Genomic DNA, 23,189 nt, shown 5'->3' with positions numbered 1-23,189 from the left:
CTTTTCACCTCATGATGATTGCATCAAGCACTGTTCTATATTCTTCCATAATCGTACCTTCTTCAAGCAAAAGGTCACCGATTGTATCCATCGCCAGATCATTAATTTCATCGACTAGCAGTGCTGGCATTGTGCCACCTTTACTAGCGATATCACGCAATACTGAATCATCCGCTGCATCTAACAATGCGCCCAAAAATTGAATATGATGCGTCTGTAAGCCATCAATCCACTCTTGCCATTCGTTATCCAGTTCAGCAGGCAACGGAGCAATGCTCACCCTCATCTCTTCTGTAGGTTGATCCTGAGGAAGAGATGATTGAGCTGGTAAGGTCTGCTCTCCATCGTCTACTGATTGGAGGGTATCTTGTTGTGTGTCTATCCCTGACTCTTCTTCTACCAATGGTGGGTCAGCATCTACAGCTAATGCATGTTCAGCGATCCATGTTGTCCATTCTTCTTCATTGCTAATCTTCTGTTCTTCACGCAAAGTCAACATATCACGTACCACATTAGAATCCGCTTGTAATTGTTCAAGTACCGATGTATCAATCTGCACTTGTCTTGGTGCAGGTAATTCTTCTGGCACTGTAAATATACGCTTGATATACCGTTCGATCAAGCGAGCGATCTCTGGTTCAACCGGTGGATTGATACGAAGTCGACCGCTAAATTCCAGATGACGACGAAATTCATTTTCTGTTAATTTAATAATACCTGTCAAAAATTCTCGTAGTGGCTTATGTTCACATAACGGCAATCGTCTAACAGTAACAGTGCGCCCGTAGATTGTAGCATCATAGACAGCACTGCGGAACAAATAACGTTCAGTCTCACGGTATACAGGTGGACGGAAAATCTGGATCAACCTTGCTCCTTGTTGTTTATCTAGAAAAGCATCGACCGCCGCCAACACTTTAGGCACATATTCTTGTATCCATTCGCTACCTTTTTCCACATAAAATCGGCTACGTTGCATATCATAATCAAGTAATTGATGAACCAGTGCAAAAGGAATCTGTGCTGGTTGGGCTGACCAGATACGTTCCCATTCCAGATCAGCTAATTCAGTAGGCAAATGATCAGATGCTTCAATCATAAATTCACTCAGCGGTTCATGCAGATCATGAACTTGTCCAAAATCAAGTACCCACTGCGGAATATATCGATCTAATTTGATAAACTTTTTGCGATATTGACGCCATAGATTCATTAGATATTGATGCCCTTCTAACGGTTCTGTCCATCCTGCGCCATTGATAATTTCGTAACACATTAAGAAAATATAAGATAAATCTGTTGCTGGATAGCGACCTTCACGTACTTCTTGACGCCAGTAGAAATACCACTTTTTCTGTCGCCATGTCATACTCTCATAAGTTGGCCAATAACTCATAAATGGAACAAATTCAGCTTCTTCTTCCCGGTGTTCTATCATTTCATGTGCACGCTTCGCAAAAACATGCTCTGCGGTCTGAATTGACGATTGAGAGCGCAATTCTTCATCGGTCTCTGATGAACCATACTTCGATGAATCCTCATACGATACATAGCGTGGTGCAAGTTCGCTATCTAGCACGATCTCTTGTGCATGATTATCATGAGCAACACGATGATCTACCAACGAATCGACTTCTGCGATATCACCTTTCGTTTGATCCTGCGAATAAATGCTTTCATGTTCTGTAACATCTATAGGCGGAATCTTCCATGCAGACATCGAAGCAGTATTGACCGGAATAGAAGTACTTTTTCCAGTAGAATGAACTACTTTGTAAGTAGGTGGTTGATTAAGATCCATTTCATAGCCACTGATGTCGTCCTGTTCTCTCTCGCTTGCAGATTGTGGATCTGCTGTAGATTCAGGTGGCAAAGTAACAGAAGGACTATCTTCTTTTTTATATTGAAAAGACTGTAACCAGCCTTGATGGTCATAGATAATATGATCTTTTTTCCAATCTTCGTCTACAGTGGTGTCCATTGTAGGAATAGAAAGGTCAGCAGGACGTTCAGGAATCCGCAATCCCCGTTCTTCTGTTCCCCATTCAAATTCAGCAAATCCACCTTTGCGCTCACTTACTTGTGGTAATCCCGATTGAAGTGCACGCTTGACCACCATCGGAAAAGCAGGTGGTAATTCGGTTAATGGATGGTCGGGATCAACAATCGCATATTCACGTACAACCGAATGAAATAATTTGAGCAGACTGGTCTGAGCTGTTCGCATATGAGGTTCATCCAAATGTTGACCTTCTGCATAGATCGCCAACCGTAAGCGAGTAGTTAACTTATTCATAGCTTTGTATACTTTGCTCGTTACACTATCTGTTAATTCATCAGGTTCTAAATAAATCGCAATATCGACTCCACCTGGCAACAGCGCTGTTCTTCCAGTCAATAGACTAGCAGGTACAGCCATCAATGGTAATGTCGATTTGTTTTTGGTTGAGCTTGTTTTGCTCGATAATTCAGATGCTTCTTGCCAGTATGATTCGAGTGTCGGTTGCCATAGCTTTTGCAATGCTGTCAGTAAAGGCTTTTTACCAATAATCGCAATCTTACATGCTGGAAATTTGCGAATATAAGCTTCCAGAAAATGCTGTAGCGATTCACTATGCTTCATCACTCCGCCTAAAATCCCGCCAGAAATTCCCCAATGTGTTAGAAAATCAAAATGTTGCGCCAGATCACGTTCTGTACCCGGCAAAGCCAAATCTGGAATCAGCAATTGTTCCCACGGGCCGCTGAGTCGTTCAGAACCACGCTGAATAATTTCTTGCGATGTTAATTTACTATTTTTATCAAGTGATGTACCGTCAGCCATTCTACCCATAGGCCCTAACCCTAATTCGCGTAATACATCTGCTTCGATCTGGCCATGCTCATGTAATCCAACATACGTTCCAGATGCACCCAGACGACGTGATAATTCTACAGCAGGATAGCGAATCCCACTGATCTCGATCATCGGTACAGCTGTAACTTGTCCGACACCATTTTTCTCGTCTCGTCTGCCTTCAAGCACCCATTTGGCATCCATATGAATACTATCTGTAAATTCTTCTGGAGCAGCATAAGGAATATATTCTTCAGCAACTTGAAAAGACTGATCTTGTGCATAGGCAGGATCGATACCATAGACGATTTCTTCATCAGGAACATCTTCAAGATAATGATCCAGATCATCTACAGTATAGCTTGATTCTGAAGATGTAGAGATAGCGATAGTCGTAGCAGGTTCACTCCCGCCAGAAAGAACAGCTTCAGCGCTACCATCGTAACTTGCTTCAATCGGTGTACCATCAAATAACTCTAATGTGCCCGGTACTAATCTGGTCAATCGTGTATATAATTTGTGTGCTTCTTCCGGTTTGAGCAGACATTCGCTATGACCGTAAGAGGAGTGTTGCCATCTATGTTCAGCATTACGAAGCGTTTTACCCATAACCATCTGCTGTACTTCCTCAGCTTGTTCCTCTTCAACGACTCCATCGGCGCGCGAAATATGCAGGAAAAAGCCTCGATCTTCTTCGAAGCTTAATAATGCCGTATAGGTTCTGTCTGTATAGGATAGTGGCGATGGTGAATGCATAATAGACTCCTTGCCTTTCCTTTAATAATATTGATCATCCGTTTGGTAAACATAATATCCCATTATACATGAAGCAGACCGAAGAATGGTATAGGTTACGAACATATTTTCGTTTATTTCTTTTTATTTTCTACAGATTTTCTACAATTGAATAGGTGAGGAAGGTCTAGCCGGTATCTGAAAAGAACGATGTACCCAGCCTATCAAGTCCATTTCATCAGTTAAACTGCCAATATAACTGATATATCCATCTGGACGAATCAGCACATAGCCACCTTTGCCCATTCCATATTGTTGATGCAGATTATTGTCTGGATCGATATGAATATGTGTTGGTAGTGGTAAAGGAGTCATTAATGGTTGATCCGGTAATAAAATATGGATATTGATAATATCTTTCCATTTTACAGCTACTTGAGTCAGCAATGAACGGTGATCTGGCTCTTCGATCTCATCTTCAAGTGTGGGTGGCTTCGGGCTTGCGACTACAGGATGTTCTCCTGTAAATAAAAGTAGTGTATGGCGAGAGGATTGTCCGTATCCTCCATCAGGTGCTCGCTCTCCTGCATGCAACATTGGTCGTTGCCAGCCTTTGCCTTGTTGCACAATAGGGCTGTGGGGATAAGATAATCCTGTTTCGGAGATTAGACTGAACAATCGCTTTTGGATTACTTTACGAGAAGATAGTAATGGAGCGACTGTATTGCGAATCGCAATCGGTACAGAATATCGGGTTGTCGCTAACCGGGTAAAAAGAGAGGTTCCACGTAGCAATTGTCGTCCAATCGGTTCACGTTCAGCATGATAGCTATCCAGTATAGTATCGGAAGCATACCCCTGACAGACTAGTGCTAATTTCCAACCTAGATTAAATGCATCTTGAATCCCTGTATTCATTCCTTGTCCGCCGATAGGTGAATGAATATGAGCAGCATCTCCTGCTAGAAAAATGCGACCTGTACGGTAAAATTTCACTTTCCGTTGATGTACAGCAAATTTCGCTAACCAGATCGGATCTGAAATAGTGACTTTGATCGGCAGACAAATATCCAATACCGCTTGAATATCTGCTAATTCAATAGATTGATCGGAAGCAGAAGAGGTTACAGCATGATCCGGTGGCATACCAATAATAACCCGGTGTCGATGATTCAGCATCGGGAAAAGAGCTGTCAGATAGCCTTTATTTAGATAGACATACAGCTTATTATGATCTTGCTTCCAATCGATCTGTACATCAGCTAGAGCAAACGATTGAGCTAGTACTTCGCCTTCAAAAGCAATATCACTGAGATGACGCACAGTACTATGAGCTCCATCGCAACCGACTACCCAGCGTGCCAATATCTTTTCTTCAGACTGAGCAGATTTGTCTGTATGCTGAATAATTGCCTGTACATATTGCTGAGGCTGATCTAGCTGTTGCAGAGCAGTTAATTGAACCTGTCGCTCTACAGTACCTCCGAGTGATGTTAAGCGATCAATCAATACTTGTTCGGTGATATTTTGCGGAACCATCAGTACGTAGGGATAAGGGCTCTGAATTAATGAAGTAAAGTTTACCTGTGCTAATACTTTGTTATAGCTAGATGCTTGCATCCCTGTGACTTGATGCCCTTGAGCTATTAATGTATCTGCTACCTCTGCTTGATGTAATAATTCTAATGTACGTGCCATCACACCTAATGCTTTGGAATATTTGGAAGGATGCGGCGCCTTGTCAATAATTCGATACGATATACCGCGTCTTGCTAGTTCAATTGCTAGCGTAAGTCCTGTGGGGCCTGCGCCTACAATCAACACATCAAAATCAGAAGTATTCCGATGAATATCAGCGTTGATAACCATATCTACCTTTCCTTTCATCTCCAAAATGATGATATATGCTATTTCAATGATTGACGTGCTAGATATAGACTGTACTCGATAGCCGGGCGCGCCAATTCTACGTAGTTAAACAGTGTCGATGGTAGTCCGATTCCAGCTTCAAATAAGCAAATATTGCGATGTTCATCTACACCAATATCCAACCCGATTTCATGAAATCCTGATCCAATTTGTGATTCCAAATAATGTGCTAATTGTAAGGCAGTTTTTTGTATTTTTTGATCCATCGGCCCGTTCACTTCTTCACCAAATTGATGCTCCAAAAATCGATTCCATGTGGTAGATACAGTCAGTGTTTTTTTGCTGTTGGCTATTTTAATATTGGATTTTAAAGAAATCCCTGCTGAACAAAAAGCGACAATCCATTCGTTTTTGCCATTTTTGGCAATATGCACTCGAATATAAAAAGGAAATCCTTGTATAACGGTAGTACTCTGCACTAATTTTTGTACACAATAGCGCCGTTCGGTCAATAATTCTACCAAAGCCATCGTTTGCTCAGCGTTCATCTGATGAATATACGTCTGATCGAATACTTCCAGCATGTCTCCTTTTACTTCTGCTGTAAATGTATTCTCGCCTTTAGCGCCTCGATCGGCTTTGAGTACCACTTGCTGATGTTGCTGAATAAATTCAATCACTTTCTGAGGTTCTCGCATAGTCATAAAAGGGATTACGATTTTTTTAAGCTCAGGATGACCTAACAGTAGATTGTACACTTTTGTTTTGTACATCGACTTGCCTATAAGGGTATGTGTTATTGGAATACCCACTAACTTTTCATAAATATTTCCAAATTGATCTGATCCTCTACGGCGCATCCGATCGTAGATCACATCAGGATAATCAAAAGTGTTGTAGACCCATTTTGTACCATTCCATTCTTTGCCACGAATCTTACGTGTTGCTTCCTTCACATCGCCAGGGTAGAAATAGAAAAAGTCCGCTTCATGACTGCTTGCTGCCATCGCACTAGCTAGACACAATTCAGGCTCTATTTTCCAACCGATAAGCATCCCAATTGACAATCGCTTCTCCATCGTATTCTCCTTTGCTTTTATCCAATGTATTTATAGATAGACAAGCTACAATCGCTTTTTAAGAAGATTGCGACTGACGTACTAAGTATTGACAGTAAGCGATCGCAGGCTGAGCCAGCTCTATATTATGGAAAGAAGTATCCGGTATCCCCAGACCTGCTTCAAACAAACGAATTTTATTTTGCTTATCAATTCCGAGGTCTAATCCTATTTCGTGAAATCCTGTACCCCATTGCTGTTCAAGATATTGCGAGATTTCAATCGCATATGCTTGAATTTTGCGATCCATTGAACCACCCGGTTGTTCTCCGAATTGATGATTGAGAAAGCGAGTCCATGTGGTGGTCACACGAAATGTACTTTCGCTATTCGTTACTTTGATCATCGGATTAAGCGACAAAGAGACTGAACAGAACGCAACCATCCATTGCCCTTGACCGTCTTTCGATACATGAACACGAATAAAAAATGGAAACTCTTGCACTGTTGTACTTTGAATTAATTTCTGTGCACAATATCTACGTTCAATCAATACCGTAACCACCTCAAGCATTTGTTCCTGATTCATCGTATGCAAATAAGTCTGATCGAACACTTCATATCCATCATCTTTCACTTCTACTGTAAACATATTTTGAGCAGATGCCCCACCATCTGCTTTGAAAATCACACGTTGATGTTTATGAACAAATTCGATGACTTTTTCAGGATCTCTCATCGTCATAAAAGGGATCAGTGACTTTTTCAAATTCGCATCCCCACGAAGCACATTATAGACTTTCGTTTTGACAATAGAACGTCCTCTCAGCGTATGAGTGATAGGAATACCTGCTAATTTTTCATAGATATTACCGAATTGATCTGACCCTTTGCGACGCATCCGATCATAGATCACATCAGGATATGCAAATGTTCCGGTGATCCATTGTGTGCCGTCCCATGCTTGCCCTTCAATCGTACGCGTCTGTTCATCTACACCCGCAGGATAAAAGTAGAAAAAATCAACTTCTTGACTATGTGCTATTAATGCACAAGCCAGAGGTAAATCTAATCGTATTTTCCAGCCAATCATCATGCCAATCGACAGTCGTTTTTCCATAATGATCTCCTTTGCTTTCTACTCTTGTTGTGATTTCATAGTACAACATATAGCAAAAGCTCGCTTTCTTAAAAACAGAAAAGCGAGCTTTTGCACATTCAAACGTTTAGCTAGAGGAATCAGTTGTTGCTGAATCTGCACTAATAGATGTTATAGCATATTCAGTGCTATCAATTTTGATTTTGTTGATATTATGACTATCTGTTTTGGCTGGCAAATCAATCGTGACTGTATATGGATTACTTTCAGTCAATTGAGCTTCAGATACAGGTTCTGTTTCTTCTGTTGGTAATGTACTTGATGTAGAAGAATCGGTTGTTCCTGTGTCGGTTGTAGCATTGGTTGAGCCTTTACTATCTATCGTATCGGTTGTATCTGAATCTGTAGTCGATTCAGAAGTTGCTGATACAGTAGCTATCGTAGGATTATCGCTCATACCTGTAGTACTGGATGTATCATCGGTACGGTTGGTTGTAGAATCTTCTGCTGAAGAATCAGACGAAGTATTCCCACTACTCGTGGACGTCTTGCAAAGCGACTTGGCATTCAATTGAGTATAATCTACTTTTTGCCCGTTCCCCATCAGCAATGTTGCTTTGGTAGGTTTGAATGCTTCACAAGTAGCTAGATCTGCAAAGTGAAAAGCAAGACCTGTCGCATTACTATTACTGGTATTGGTACTGATACTACTGCTATCTGTCCCTGTTGTTGGCGTTGCACTGGTATCTGCATCTGGAGTCAATAATGTGACTACTACTTTGGGCAATTGAACGGTTTCTGTCGGCGGTTCGGTCACTTCTGGTATCGGATCAACCGCAGGTGCCGCTTGCTCGACAGTAATCACGCCAAATACTTTTAATGCATATACAGATAATCCACCGATCGCTACCAGTAAGACAACCGCTAGTAGCGCTAATAAGGGCATACGTTTACGATTACGTTTAAACCATTTTGATAATGGTGTAGCTAATTCATCTCTTGCTTTAAGGTATACTGCTCGCAATGCTGGTCCTTCTTTGGGAAAATCAGCTTTCGCTTGCGAAGCAAGTTCTCCTCTACGAAATGCTTCTGGATCATGTCTGCGAAAATACGCCAGAATAGCAGTCTCATAAGCAGGTACAAATCGTGGACTTTGCGACTTACGACCCGATGTTTTTTTGGGATTATCGACTGTACGGGTTCGATCTTTATCTAACAAATGATCGCTAGTTGATGAAGTAGGGTCAGGTAGCATAAATTCTGCACGTCCTTCTGACCAATGGAAAAAAGTATAAATTTGTTCAGGAGTACTCGCATGTTGGCGAACCGCTTCTACCATTGCTGAATAATCCAGATCATTCGGTTCAGCACTATAGCTAAAAGCTGCTGCCAACCGTCCGAATTTTCCTTTTCGAATATCATCGGCTAGCCATAAGCGTCCTAGTTGCTGTACTTGATCTTTCTCATTCGGTTGCAATTGATGCAATAAATTCATTAAATCTGCGGATAATTCTTTTTCAGTAAACCAAATATATAATAATTGTAGTGCTAATTTTTTGGCATTGAGACGGCGATCAGCACGTTCAGGATATTCATCACTTGGTAACGGAAGAGATAGGAAATCTGCTTGCAACAACTTTTCACGAGTCAGTGTTGACCATTCCAGATCATTCAATAACAATCGTTCTGCAGAAGCTCGCATATCGTCTCCTAGACCGGATTGTCTCCAAGCTTCGGGTGGAATCACTTTTCCATGTAATGAACCTGTATCTACTTCATCTAATAAAGTAAATACTTTGCCTGTAGCGATCATCAAGTCAGAGCTATGCCGTAATGCTTCCATAAAAGATTGACCTGCACGATTACAATAATCGTCCATCTCTAGTAAATCTGGATAGGTCGTGCCCCATTCTACAGCCAATTGAATCACTTCTTCAACAGTCTGTGCTTGATGGAATTTACGTTCTATTAACGGATTTAATAACATAACTGCAAGACTAGGCTGACTACCTGCCATTTTGATAAATGCATCATTTAAAGCAGGATGTTTCTCCATCATTACATAGAATGCCTGACTTGCTGCTGTCTGTCCTGCCGCAACAGCATTACGAATCGCCCAGATAAAATACTCTACAATTTTGCGTCCGGTATGTACTTCATCGATACCGTAATACTCTGCAAAACATTCTGCAATCGCAATATCCGGCACAACACCTGTCCGTACTTCATCAAATTCACGATCAAAACGTGATAAAAATAAATCATTTACACGCATTGCAGAATCCAGCGCGCCTGCTGGTCGTAAATGTGTAAGCAAAGACTGCAAAATAGCCGCAGGATGCTCGCTATACAATTGTTCGTCTCCCGCTTCTACACGAAACAACGTTGTCCACTCATCATAATGTGCAGGGTCAGGTAACTCTTCTGTCGAAGCATCGATTCCTGCTTGCCCGCTATCAGCAAATTCTTGTAATGCACGCAATTGATCCGGTTGTGTAATATGCTCCCAGACCCATTCGGTGTATACTTGACCTGCTTTTTCCGGTTGAGTTGGATGGATACGACCTGTACTCCAATCAAAATGATAATCACGCTCAATATTGCGATCACCCGCACGAATCGAACCACTTTCAACGAACATCAATTGAATCCCTTTACGACTTTCGGGTTCTTTCGCGTAAGTGGTAAATCCTAGACGACGACGGAAAGCATAAGGAAGAGCTTCTGTAATAACCGCTGTTAATCGCTTCGCATATACAGACAATTCAGTAATCGGTACATTCAGCGAAATATATACTTTACGACGCTTATGAATCGCAGACATCACTGCACCGATCAATTGCCGAAAAGTAGCTCCATCTATTCCTAATTCCTCTAATACAGCCATACTATTTGAAGCAGATGGTGTAGACGGAATATCTTGCAATTGTGGTAAGTCTTGCCCTTGCTCTACATCATACTTTTCCTCAAAATCCGCTTGTAACCAGCGATCATAGTGATGTACCCATTCTTCAGCACGCACCGCAGGAATCACATAATTGTGAGAAAAGAATGTACTTCTTAGCCCTGTAAAATCAGCATTTACGTAATGGCTATTTCCCAGTACAATATCACCATTTTCCAGTCGTACCAATTGTAAGGCAGACGGAAATAAAGCATCTTCTTTTTCACCTTTGGCTAACAACTCTGCTGGCGCATCATATACGCATAATGGATGAATATACTTTTTGATAAACGAGTTATCAAGTCCAGACGATTTGGCAATCGTATCGTACCCCTCGGTAGAGCGAAAAATACCACTTTTCTCCCGGGTATACATCTGTTGATCGATCAGGGCATTCGAGAATAAACTCAAGCGTTTCCTCTCCCCTCGATATAATTCAGTTTGTACAATAACCAGATAAATGGCTCATCGACACGAATCGGACTAACGACACTTTGTAGCTTCTGGTCGATAGGATTACTTCCTAATGCCGAGACAGCAAAATAAGCAGTGTCTTTGAAATATACATCCATCGTTCCTTTAAATGGACGATCGACACGCTCAATAAAGCGGCGAATTTCACCATCTATATTTTCAAATTCATTCAAATCAAAATAATCACGATGAATTACATTATGGAACACATTACTGTTGGATTTGATATATTCGCCTTCATCTCCACGCAATGATTCCAGCATATCGCTTTTGGTAAGCACAACAGCTGTTGGAATATTGGTTTTGCTATCTTCTTGATGAGCTATAAAATCGCTAAACAAAGTCAGCACCACATCACGCGGCTCATCATAACGAGACACCCATTCTCCTTTATCATCACCAAGCTTAATCCGAATACGATCTCGAATCGAGCGAATCTGAAGCGGATCGACCATAAACAAAATCCCCGCAGAGTTTTTAATATGCTGACCATGCAGTCCCAAATAATCCTGATCAACCATACCTTCACCAGCTACATCAAAAAACACCAGTGTTAACGGTGGCTTCTCTTCATCTTTAAAAACAAATTGGAAAATAAACGGTTCTTGCATCCGTTCTTTTTGCGTAGAACCCAGTAGATCACCACGTTCAAATAAAGGCTCTTCGTAATTGATACGGAACTTGCGACTAATCTCTGTGGTCAGTGGCATACAGGCGGCATCAAAATTTTCTGCTGTAGTATTTTGCAACGTATGGATTAGTGCTGTCATATAGACAGACTTACCTACCTGCGAAGCACCCACAATCGAAATAATATTGCTAGGTACTTTGCCTGAAGTAACCGGTAATTCATTATGACAATGCGGACACAGACGACGACGTGTGACTTCACCATAGCGGTCATTGAGTCCCACCAATACATGATCCGAATAAATACGCTGTTCTTCAGGAACATCTGTTGGTAGCAATACCGCTTCCATATCATGAACCGTATCCAGCCCAAAGCGAGAACGGTATTTGTTTAACTTTGCATCTTCACCGAGTCCATAATCTTCATCATCTTCACGGTGATGTGAAGCACGAAATTCTACTTCTTCCGGTGAAAATTTATTAAAACAATACGGGCAAACGATATCGTAAAATAACGGTCTAGGCGCGGCTTCCGGTTTCTTTTTAAACCAATCGAAGATATTCATCTCAACGATCTTCCCCCTACTCCAAAATCAATTCGTACATCTGTCCGTATGTACGTCCATCGGTAAAAAAGAGTCTTACATATTCATTTTTGCCTACCTCAATCGCGGGCAATTCATTACGTCCTGCTTGAAAAGGAGCTGCAAATGGATATAAAATCCCATCATCTTTATTGACAGCATACCCGCCTTCTTTTTTCACATAACATAATACTTCTTTAGGAATAGGCACTTCTGCATGAACTTCGATTCGCACCGTTTTACGTTTGCCAAACCATACTCCTTGTTGCTTAATCGAGTAATAAATTTTGGCTTTGCCTGCACTAAGTTCAATCGTATTTTGACCATCCGGTTGACGCACAAGTACAGTTTCTCCTTGTTCTTCATACGTCATATATACGGTATATGTCATCCTACCAAAATGATCGACTCTTTCAATATATCCATTGTTCGCTTTATATTCTTCTTTGGTATATAGACGCAGACTCGCAGGAGAAGAATCTGGCTGATCTGATGAACTACCTTCTTCGCCAACTGCGGACATCTGCGTTACTTTTTCAATATAGACCGCTTCTGTATCGCGTGGCCATAACCAACGCAATGTACACAATCCATCTTGCGCTTGTCCGGTTAAACCATGGATTCCTTGATTGGTTTTCAGTTCGGTGTACAGCATATAAAGATCCCCCTTCTGAGTCTACTTCTATCTATGTTTGACTGTAATTAAATGTATCTGTAATGAAACAAAACGTAATTAACGTTGAAATGTACCACTACTTGTTCCACGACGTCGACGTGGGCCTTCTGAAGGTGTAGGTGGCGGTGGTGTAGAACTGCGTTTGATCATACGTTTACTATTTTCACCAATCGGAACCACCAATGTGAACAGTGCAATAATAAATGCCAGAATCATAACTGCTAAAAAGCGTATCACTCCGTCTGTCCAATCGGTTTTACCGATCCCCCACTCCAATAACCAACCAGCCAGTAATCCAGCTACACCGCCCCCGATTCCGAAGCTACGTGCCAAAAAGCGATTGTCGAACATTAATCCCATACCCACACCCATCAATGCGCCTAATAACATCACCAGTATCACATGCAGAATCACATAATACAGATTGCTATAAAAAGGTTCACTGCGTTCTGTAACCAGTGTACGTTTGTCTAATGTATCGTAAATCTGTTGGAACGTCTGTGGCAATTGCGAAGCATCAGCTACATTGTAATAGTTACCGCCTGTTTGACTCGCGATATCTGTAAGTAGATTTGTGCCGCCTGCATCTGTCAAATTCAAACCAACCGTATTGATCGAGATCGATTTGGCTTGATAAGGAGCAAGTGCAGACATATCCAGTTCACTATATCCATCAGACAACATAATGACGACTGTACCACGAGTATCATCATTTTGAGCAGTGATCTGTTGCATTGCAGTATCCAAAGCACCTGTAAAGTTAGTACCACCTGTAGTAGTCGTCATCGCATCCATCGTAGCTGTAATCTGCTGTTTGGAAGCATCATTGATTTCGGTCAAAGGCAATACTACATTTGCTTGGTCGCTGAATCCGATAATCCCAACGCGCTTGTCATCATCCATCGAATTGACCATATTTTTCACTGCTTGAAAACGCTGGTTCTGTGCATCGGTTTCTAGCATACTACCGGAGTTATCGATCACCACGACAACGTCGCGAATCGATTTGACTCCATTGAATCCGATCTGGTAAATCGCTTCTCCACCAAGTCCTCCTAAAAACATAAGCACCAAAGTAGCCGGTACAAATAATTTCCACGAAAGCCCTGCATAACGTTGACGCCAAGATGCTCCATTTAATTTCGGTGAAATCGTTTCAGCTAACAAACAAAATCCACCAATAAATAGACTGATAATTCCAAAATACAATCCAATAAGAAGCACTCGTGGCATCCGATCAAAATAAGAATGAATCAACCATTCTCCTACGATAAATCCGATCGCGCCTCCAATAAGGCTGAACAATACCATAAGCCAATTCACTTTGCGTTGCATACGTGGCATCTCCCCTTTCATATGAATATGTGACATTTCGTTTATACATTTGAGCGATTGAAGTGTATCCTTACATCTAAATTTTAATGAAGTAGATGAAAAAGATATGTAGGGAATGAGTGTAAGTTTGACCACTTCGAGGAAAAGATTATCCTTTCGCTCGCTGTTAAGATCGGATATCTTGAATGACCGCTAGACGGTCGATATCCGAATCTAGCATATGCTTACGAAGTAGTTTTCTAAAGAAAACTTGTAATGCGAACGCTACGCTGCTTTCGGATCAATCTTTGCACCTTCGTTACGCGGTAAGTGGCTACATAGTTTTTAAAGAATTTTGAAAAGCTTTGAAGAGATTTTTCTTTTAATCTATTGAATGACTTTTTACAACGAATAATTTTTCAAATAAGTGTATACAAGAAATGGAGGAGCCACTTAAAGTTTTTAAAAGTAACTTGCTCTTATCCTTTACCCCTTGCCTCACCCTGCCAGGCAAACGCTCCTATTTTGAACTTTTAGCATTTACTCCCCGCTCTGAGCGGAGGGAAAGGAATCACTCTGAAAGAGCGAAGCGATCGCATTTTCAAATCGATACCGACCGCAAAGCGGTTATTCAAGGTATAGATTTGGAACAGCGACGACAAGAGTGATTCTTTTCCCGAAGCGGTCAAACTCAAGAGTAAAAGCTAGACGTGAAAATCATACCCGTTTGCAATATACGTATCATAGTACGTTTTACCATTACGATAATAAATTAAATCTTCAATCGTAAATCCACCCATCAGATTCAGCTTTTCTACACCACTGGTGCGATCTTCATGGACGAATCCTGTTTTGTAAATGCGAGTCGTATTATCTACACCTGCGGCATAACGGACAAATTCACCATTAGCATTACCAAACATATATTTTTCTTCATAACGATGTTTATGCGTATAATCTAGCAGACGAATATGGATAACCGCTCGATCTTCCAGTGTACGATACAGTTCTTTGAACAAATCTTCTTGCGATAAAGCTTGCTTGTTCTCATACTCAATCGTAACATTAGCGCGATTCAGCAGTTCCTGTTCGAATGTCTGTGTAAATGAACGCGATGCTAATAGTTCTTTACGACACACCTCCATTAGACGTTCCACCAGCGTCGAAGCTCCTTGTTGCAGCAGCAATGTCACATCGCCTACACTGCGCTCTTCAAAAAAAGCACCATCACCACGTTTTTCCTCAATCTCCTCCATCACTTCAGCCGTAAGACGACTATAGTAATCATGGATATTTTGCCCGATATAATCATCTGCTGTACGGATACTGTCTGTGGCCGCCGCTTGTAGATTAGAACCGATCGTATCCATACTTTTTACCTGTTGCATACTATCACGATGAATAGCAGTAAGATGCTCTTCAAACCGACGATATAGACGCAATCTAGTTTGCAATCTTAAAATATGCAATTTGCGTGGATAAATCGTATCAATCAACGCGCGCGTCAAACCGCGAATATTATGCTTTTCCATAAAAGGTAATCGTTGAAAAGATAAATCGTCTGCACGGCTTTCATACCATTCATCTAATTCAGCCTGTGCACTTTCAAGCGTATTCATTAGATCACGAGTACGTGCATGATAATCATTCCACATACTCTGTTCGCCAGATTCATCTGTCCACTCTGCAAGCTGGTAAAAATGAAGATGAGGATGTTGACGAAGCATCTCTGCAATATTAGCTTGAAGTTCACGCCCTGCATCCCATTGCTCGATCCGCTTGATCATTTCTTGTTCATAATTATCATGGAAAAAGCGTTCTCCACCATATTCGAACAATGCATGTTCTGCTTCACGTAGACTTAGTGATTTCAGATGACTAAAGCTTGTTGTACGGGTCATAAGACCATTCATATCTTCCAAACGACTACTATTAGGCACTAAAATATCAACTCGTTCGTCGATACGTTGTTCATCCAGACCTAACAACTCGAACTTTTCACGACTGCCTAGAATCGTTGTATGTTTCATTCGTTTCATTATTCCATAGAAAAATTGCTCCAAAACAGTTAATGCAATCGCTCGATCTGGTCGTCTGACTCTAGCAAATCCAGCAGAGACTAAGCCTTGATTGCCTTCCCCATTACGAACATTATTTTTGAAAGCATTATTGTTATAATCAGATCCGTAAAAAGAAGATTCTCCACCTATTTCCAGACGTTGACGATTTTTGAGCAAGCTAATCCTGCAAATAATATCGTAACTGCTTTCCATCCCACCATTAACCGAAATTCCGCGTTCATTACGATCAGATAACACATAGGCTAATTCAAATAACGGCGATGGTGAATGTTGTACCATCACAGCTAATCCATCTTCAGTACGTTGTAATGGTGCAGTCAATGTATAATCTGCACGTTGAATATGTTCCAATTCTTTTAGAAATGCTACTCCTGCTGAACTGGCATATCCAAATTGTTCTTCTTGATCGCCTTCATAGATGAGCGCATACATATCCATCTGCACTGATTTGAAAGACTGACCTAGAATTGAACGTGCTAATAGCGATATTTCTGGAACCAAAATATTCATCGGATCATCAACACGCGTTATCACCGATACATGCAATCGATCAAACGAAGAATACATCCGTCCGAACTCAGCTAAACGGCGAGCCGCCTGCCGGAACGTACGATTCAGTTCCAGCAGATGCTTGCCATCTTTTTGAAAATGGTGATGCCAATCAGGACGTTGCGTTTTTTTACTATGATCGTTAACTGTAGGGCGAGATAAAAAGGTAGTGATTTTTTGCGCTTCTAATGAACCTATACTTTGACCTGTACGCATAGAATTCACGTTCTGTTCTTGTTCATACCGAGCTTCATTAGCCCGTCTTGCTTGCTGTTCTTCTCCTGTAGGTTCAGGAGCAATCTCCACATACATCACGCCAGCACTATTATCCCACTTCTGAGCATTAATCTGCATAACAGGACGGACAGCATCTTGAATCAGATCTCCGATAAACAGGAAAACGGCGGGGTAGTGAATACTGCTCCGCCCATCTCCCTGCCCGGCTGTTTTCTCCTCGTCAGCAGCATATGCATCTGCGAATTGTTTCAGCCGAACGTCCATCTTATTTCAACTTCCGGCGAATATCGCTTAATTTAGTAACCATTTGTTTGTAGAACTGGTAAGCTTCATCTCCATTAGCCAATTCGACACGTTCGTATTCTAGACGATCTCTTGCTTCCAGATACGCTTCGTACAATTCATCTAATTTATTCAGAAGTGGTGCAATATCTTCAGACGAAGTAATTTCATTGTCACGACGATCTGCTTTGCGCATCAATGTTGCACGATTTTTCTGATCTAGATTGCGGAAATGTTCAAATACTTCAAATTCCACAAAATTACGGCTCTTCATCAGATTTGCAAAAGCATCCCAAGCTTCTTCTTCAGGATCACGATCATAGACGTACAATGCACCTTTTTTAGTAATCGTATCAGTATATAATGCTTGTAAGAACTGATCGGTTAGTTTTTCTTCGCCTTCATAACGACTTAACATACCTTCTAGTTCTACAATTTTGGCTTGAATACTTTCATATTTCGCTAGTTCTGCACGTACACGTTCGATCATTTTTGGTGAACGAATCAAGTTCTCACGTGCTAGATCTTCGTTAAAGCTACCGAAGATATCTTTCGTCGATTCATGTGGCAAGCCTTCTGCCATAAGACGTCTAAGTTCTGCTAGTGCACGTTTCACTTCACCTAGATTCGGACGAGGTGCATCCAGACGCATATCATAGCTAGCAAGCGTAGGAACCAGATCGAATGGCTGTGTGAAATGAACAGCAAAACGACTGCTTGTATTTTGGTCTGCATCTTTTTCAACAATAATGCCTAGTTGTTTTGCACGCGCATAGTCTGCACGCACACGAGCATTGTAGCTTTGCACACGAGCATTGGTGTACGTTTCACCCCATGATTGCTCAGGAATAGGTGAAGGCAAGTATGTCCAGTTTTCTTTCTCGGTCTGTACCAAATGGCGACCAATACCTTCACGATCCAGGATCGTACGCTCATAGTTCTCTTCATATACTTTCAGCGGTGTATAGACGAATAATGGCACACCATTACGAGTATTCAACCAGAAAATACGGTTTTTAACTTTACTTTCTTTAATCGTAAAGTGTGATTTACCCAGTGCATTGTTCTGGAAGTTACGAATACCACGCAAAATGCTAGGCGCTTGAACAGGAACAGATACAAATCCCCATGAAGGGAAATGCAGATTACCTGCACTATTGCTCAAATGGAACACCGGTACAGCTTCATCATCCAATTTACTAGCAATCGTGCGCTCTACGAATTTCTCAATCGGCTCGTCTTGACCGTATTTCATCACCAAGAAATCTTCCATTGAACGTGTGATCAGATCACCGAATTTGTCGCTCAAGAAATCAGAGATCGAGCGTACAATATCGACTTCTTGCTCTTTCACCCATTGATCGGAATGTTCTAGCAATTGTGCAGAGAAATCACGAATCAGATCATCGCCATCTTTGCTATCCATAATATCGCTCACCGCTTTGGAAATATCCGGTACGCTCACTAGATTCCAATAATACGTTTTGTTCCCACGATGATCTTCTTGCTCATTCGCATTGGTCAACAATTCACCATTTTTCTCGAAGATAGAGCTTAGTGCATTTAGCACTTCAGTAAATACACCATAGATGCGGTTGTTTTCACGATTCAACATTTCATATAAATCTTCATAAAATTCGATCATTTGTTGTGTACGTTCTACATCTGCACGCAACCAGTATTCGTCGATTTTAGCTTCGATATATACATTTTTCTTTTTGTCTTTAGAAACGAATGCACTTTTCGCATCGCCCAGACGTTCATTCGCATAATCAGCTGCTGATTCGATATCGCGTGGAATACGTGTCTGACTTTCACGCAATGTCTCGATATACGAAAGAAGCATTTTCAGTAGTGAGAATCCTTTTTCCGAGTACAACAGACGTGATACATAGAATGGGCCTTGTTCTGGATGTAAGAACATACGGCGAATCTGATCTGAAAATTGTCCGACAATCTCGCCCGGCAATTGTTGCTTCGCTTTGATGTATTCTTCACGAGCACGAATCAGGAAGGTCTGCTCAAGTTCGGTATCCATATTAACAGCTTGCATTTTAACTACATTATTGAAGCTTAGACGTTCACTATTTTCAAATCCAGGCAATGGTTCAGGTACACGAGATTCGAATGTTTTGGTCATGGTCTCGACATCTACCCCTAATTTGCGGGCAAAGTTCTCAACAGCTTCTTGGTCTGGCGCTTGATCGAACATTTTGTCCATCTTTTGGAATAGACGATATGCTAGATATGTGGTCATTTCTTCGATCGGCAATACCGCAGAAGAAGCACCGATAATATTGTATTCATAGTTCGCAGGATACGCACGATTCATCTGTGCAATATTGGTACGAATATTACTGATATAGTCATGGATCGCAAATTCTTCACCAGACGCTTTTTCTTCACTTGCCATAAAGTTGGTAATATTCTCAGCCGTTACATTCATACAGTAATCATATGCATTTTCAAGCAATTTACCTTCGGTATTGGTTGCTGAGATCAAATGACATAGATTAAATGGTGCAAGTGGTGAATTTACATTGAGTATACTGCCGTATTGCTGTTTGAAGCGTTCACCACGACTATCGACATTCATCCAGTAATCCAGTTCTTTCAGAGCCGCATAACCATTTTTGCGAATATATTCGCGTGTATGCTCACTTAGGCTTTTATTGGATAAGTTGACGTCTGGTGTAAACAGGTAACCGAGCATATTAAGACGGTCTACCCCTGCCGCGCCATAATCGCGTTCTACAATACCACGTACAATATACGAAATATCTAAGAAACAACCACTACCTGTACCACCCGATAGCCCTGTTAGTAGAAAGACCATTAATTTTTTATTGGTACCAACAGACAGCGTTTTGATCTTTTTATCTATACTTTGTACGACCTGATTAATTTTAGTAAATAACAGCAATCGTCCTGCTTGGCGTACACCAGCCGCACCATTCATACCATCAGTGATCCCTAGTTCTGGAGATAACCATTCGGTGATATAAGGTTCTAGCAGGCTACGGTTTTGTAGCAATCCACCGATCTCTGCATTGGACAGCAATACAAATTCGTTTATTGGATCAAGTCCGATGCCTTTATATTTTTTGTTGCGATCTTGTTCGTTCGTTTCAAAAGCAAGAAATTCAACATTATCTGGTTTGTCTTGTTTTTTCTTAGTCATTGGATCTTCTGGAAGTTTGAAGCGACGGTTGATCTGGTATTTCAGACGCAATAGTGCATCAATACCTGTACCCCCAAGTCCGATAATCAAAATAGGGTTGTCGATCGTATCGACGCGTATTTTATCACTGACAATACCACCGCCAAGTGATACGTCCAGTTGTTGAATGTGTTCTCTAACGATTGGTTTCATAAATGATCCCCCTTGGGCGAATTAAATTTCTTTATTTGGTGATGGGTGGATGTGAGGACAAGCGCTACGGGGTGGAATCGTTCTTGGCGTCGCTGGTAAGATCGGATATCTTGATTTGACCACGGAGTGGTCGATATCCGAGTCTTAAAGGCGACTTTCAGAACGATTCCATCCCCTTCGCTTGTGCATCCTTCCACTTTGGAGCGCTTGGGTAGGAAGACGAGAGATTGAATGCGCTTGGATTTGCAATCCGGTGCTGGGTTGTAGTTAAACATTTATACAATTTAAAGAATAGAATGTGAATTTCATTATCTTAAGATATATGTCATGAGATACATACTTTAAAAGATACGTTTTGGTTTCAATAATATATTGTAATCAATGATTATGAGATTTTGAAAAGAAATAGACTATTTTTTTAAAAGAATATCTTTGTGTTTTAGCATACACAACCTAATTCAGCATGATACACACTCTGTTTCAGTATACAGATGTAATATGAATAGTTTGTGTATAGGAATTATGTTAGGTATTCAAGCATAATTGTTTTGTCGACCTGTCGTAAGCTGATTGTGATGCGGTCGCCGCTTTTAAGTTCAAAGCCTTTAGAAGCATCGATCGCGCGGGCGGATTTTTCGATTACGTTATCTGCGTTGTTACGAATCATAATACGGTCGTTACTGCTTGGTGTGAAAATAATATTTTCAGTTTCTTTCAGTTCTGGTGCAAGTTGAACCAGTTGATGCAGGTTAAATTTGCCACGGAATGTAGTTAGTTTTTTGTATTGTGGATAAGAGCGTTCGCCGGTATTTTCATCGCGAATCTCGATAACCATTTGTCCAACAAAGCCGCGGTTTCTTTTTTTCAAAAAGCCGAGTAAGAACCACAATCCTGCAAGTATCAGTAGCGCAACGACTGCAATAATGATCCATGTAACCAGACCTAATCCCGCTTTTTCGCCACTACCGGATACACCGCCTTTGGCATCAATCGTTACTGGAGCAGTCTCACGATAAAAGCTTTGTTCTTCTGCACGAGCAACCAGTTGATAGACATGATTATCAGGCACTTCAAATGTACCTTTAAATTCACTACCATCTGTAGTCAACGGAACTTGACTGGTTGTTCCTGTATCCATATCTTTCACATTCAGTACAGCTTTCATACTGCTTGCTTGCGAATTATCTGTTAATTTCTGACCGCCGCTTGTTAAATAAGAAACGATATCGATTTTATCGCCTTTACTGTACGCTTTGGTCGAAATAGGATCTAGTGCTAATTCCAGGTTATAGTTAAACACCAGATTAATATCAATCTTGTCTTGATCGACACCTTTAACCTGTAATGTCCAATCTCCTTGCTCTGGAGATAACAATTTAACTAGCGAATAGCTTTTGGAAGTAGACATGCTGACTTTGTCTGATGGTACAGCTACAGCATTGCCTGATGGATCGACTAATTTCACTTCAACCGCTTCTGACGACATAATAGAAATATTTGCTTCTTTTACATTGGCATTCGGAATATGAATCTTCACATCTTGAAATTGTCCGTTACCTGTTATCGAATCGACAGGTACCACATTCACTTCTTGATGATCTGCAAAAATCTCACTTAGAATCTCTGGCAAGTCTTGCGCCGAAGTTGTTACAAAAGATTTACCACCTGTATCATCAGCAATCTTTTTCAATGCTTCTTGATTCAGCTTACCGTCTGCATTCAGCCCGATTGTATAGACAGGATACCCGTCTTTTTTCGCTTGTGCTACAGCTGTATTCAGATCATTATCTGCATCACTGTTACTGCGTCCGGAATTACTGTTCAACTGATTGTTACCATCAGCGAACAATACAATCATCGGTTCATGTCCTTGCTGTGCATTGTCTTGCAAAATGTTAACGGCTTCTTTCATTCCTACCGAGATATCCGTATATGCTCCTCGTGTTAGACCATCGATAAAAGACTTCAGCTGTGTTTTATCATCAGCAGACTGAATAGCAGTCAATGCCTTTTCACGTTCAATACGGTCTGTATACGATACAACTCCTACTCGATCGCCTTGCGATGGTAGCATATCTATAAATAATTTCATCGCTTCACTACCTAGTTGTTGCGGGTCACTGGATTTCATAGAATTACTAGCATCCAGTACCAAGACCGCATCAATCGGTGTAGTCGAATTATTAGTACTATTTGTCGCTGAAGCAGCGAACATCGTGCTAGGCAACTGTGTCAGGCACAGAACCAAAGCTAGCAGGATATACATAAAGTTTGTATTTCTTCGGGACATAAGTCTACTCCTTCACTGGATAGATAGATGGCGCTATCGTACACCATCTTACGACATTTTCATTAAGCGCCGGTTAAATTCACCTTAACATGCCTTAAAAATCATAAAGTGAAAAATTTGATACTATTCTTATCGGTATATCCATTTTACTCCATTTT

11 protein-coding genes are annotated in these 23,189 nt (G+C 41.1%); all 11 read right to left on the bottom strand.

Going from position 1 to position 23,189, the window contains the following annotated elements; genetic code table 11:
* Nucleotides 1-4: 4 nt before the first annotated feature.
* The 11 genes from QCD85_RS14010 to QCD85_RS13960 all read right to left on the bottom strand — a co-directional run bounded on the left by QCD85_RS14010 (nt 5) and on the right by QCD85_RS13960 (nt 23,031).
* The gene (locus QCD85_RS14010) at nt 5-3,592 is read right to left on the bottom strand and encodes a TerB N-terminal domain-containing protein (RefSeq protein WP_301262993.1); all 3,588 of its coding nucleotides are present in this window, start codon (nt 3,590-3,592) and stop codon (nt 5-7) included.
* A gap of 141 nt (nt 3,593-3,733) precedes the next feature.
* Nucleotides 3,734-5,440 carry an FAD-dependent monooxygenase gene (locus tag QCD85_RS14005; protein ID WP_301262992.1) on the bottom strand — a complete coding sequence of 569 codons (1,707 nt, stop codon included), beginning with the start codon at nt 5,438-5,440 and terminating at the stop codon, nt 3,734-3,736.
* 38 nt (nt 5,441-5,478) lie between these two features.
* Nucleotides 5,479-6,519, bottom strand: coding sequence for a YheC/YheD family protein (locus QCD85_RS14000; protein WP_301262991.1), 1,041 nt, complete (start codon nt 6,517-6,519; stop codon nt 5,479-5,481).
* 58 nt (nt 6,520-6,577) lie between these two features.
* The gene (locus tag QCD85_RS13995; protein ID WP_274171178.1) at nt 6,578-7,618 is read right to left on the bottom strand and encodes a YheC/YheD family protein; all 1,041 of its coding nucleotides are present in this window, start codon (nt 7,616-7,618) and stop codon (nt 6,578-6,580) included.
* Between the two features lie 106 nt (nt 7,619-7,724).
* Nucleotides 7,725-10,952: a GAP1-N2 domain-containing protein gene (locus tag QCD85_RS13990; RefSeq protein ID WP_301262990.1), complete on the bottom strand. Its 3,228-nt coding sequence runs from the start codon at nt 10,950-10,952 to the stop codon at nt 7,725-7,727.
* The gene (locus QCD85_RS13985; protein WP_273614576.1) at nt 10,949-12,211 is read right to left on the bottom strand and encodes a TRAFAC clade GTPase domain-containing protein; all 1,263 of its coding nucleotides are present in this window, start codon (nt 12,209-12,211) and stop codon (nt 10,949-10,951) included. The genes QCD85_RS13990 and QCD85_RS13985 overlap by 4 nt, the downstream gene beginning before the upstream one ends.
* A gap of 16 nt (nt 12,212-12,227) precedes the next feature.
* Nucleotides 12,228-12,884: a beta-mannanase gene (locus tag QCD85_RS13980; RefSeq protein ID WP_301262989.1), complete on the bottom strand. Its 657-nt coding sequence runs from the start codon at nt 12,882-12,884 to the stop codon at nt 12,228-12,230.
* 78 nt (nt 12,885-12,962) lie between these two features.
* The gene (locus QCD85_RS13975) at nt 12,963-14,240 is read right to left on the bottom strand and encodes a vWA domain-containing protein (protein WP_301262988.1); all 1,278 of its coding nucleotides are present in this window, start codon (nt 14,238-14,240) and stop codon (nt 12,963-12,965) included.
* A gap of 683 nt (nt 14,241-14,923) precedes the next feature.
* A complete protein-coding gene (locus tag QCD85_RS13970) occupies nt 14,924-17,350 on the bottom strand; it encodes a transcription initiation factor TFIID (RefSeq protein WP_301262987.1) in 2,427 nt (808 codons plus the stop codon).
* Between the two features lies 1 nt (nt 17,351).
* Nucleotides 17,352-20,741, bottom strand: coding sequence for a tubulin-like doman-containing protein (locus QCD85_RS13965; protein WP_273614572.1), 3,390 nt, complete (start codon nt 20,739-20,741; stop codon nt 17,352-17,354).
* Nucleotides 20,742-21,261: 520 nt separating this feature from the next.
* On the bottom strand, nt 21,262-23,031 hold the full coding sequence (locus tag QCD85_RS13960; protein ID WP_301262986.1) for a vWA domain-containing protein: 1,770 nt from the start codon (nt 23,029-23,031) through the stop codon (nt 21,262-21,264).
* Between the last annotated feature and the right edge of the window lie 158 nt (nt 23,032-23,189).

The sequence above is a fragment of the Paenibacillus sp. PsM32 genome (assembly GCF_030433815.1).
Taxonomy (GTDB): Bacteria; Bacillota; Bacilli; order Paenibacillales; family Paenibacillaceae; genus Saccharibacillus; species Saccharibacillus kyungheensis.
Note: the sequence above shows the minus strand (reverse complement) of the source record. Positions and strands in the feature narration are given on the sequence as shown.

Coding starts and splice junctions, on each gene's coding strand:
- QCD85_RS14010 (WP_301262993.1), bottom strand. CDS start 3,592: ATGCATTCACCATCGCCACTATCCTATACAGACAGAACCTATACGGCA.
- QCD85_RS14005 (WP_301262992.1), bottom strand. CDS start 5,440: ATGGTTATCAACGCTGATATTCATCGGAATACTTCTGATTTTGATGTG.
- QCD85_RS14000 (WP_301262991.1), bottom strand. CDS start 6,519: ATGGAGAAGCGATTGTCAATTGGGATGCTTATCGGTTGGAAAATAGAG.
- QCD85_RS13995 (WP_274171178.1), bottom strand. CDS start 7,618: ATGGAAAAACGACTGTCGATTGGCATGATGATTGGCTGGAAAATACGA.
- QCD85_RS13985 (WP_273614576.1), bottom strand. CDS start 12,211: ATGAATATCTTCGATTGGTTTAAAAAGAAACCGGAAGCCGCGCCTAGA.
- QCD85_RS13980 (WP_301262989.1), bottom strand. CDS start 12,884: ATGCTGTACACCGAACTGAAAACCAATCAAGGAATCCATGGTTTAACC.
- QCD85_RS13975 (WP_301262988.1), bottom strand. CDS start 14,240: ATGCAACGCAAAGTGAATTGGCTTATGGTATTGTTCAGCCTTATTGGA.
- QCD85_RS13970 (WP_301262987.1), bottom strand. CDS start 17,350: ATGGACGTTCGGCTGAAACAATTCGCAGATGCATATGCTGCTGACGAG.
- QCD85_RS13965 (WP_273614572.1), bottom strand. CDS start 20,741: ATGAAACCAATCGTTAGAGAACACATTCAACAACTGGACGTATCACTT.
- QCD85_RS13960 (WP_301262986.1), bottom strand. CDS start 23,031: ATGTCCCGAAGAAATACAAACTTTATGTATATCCTGCTAGCTTTGGTT.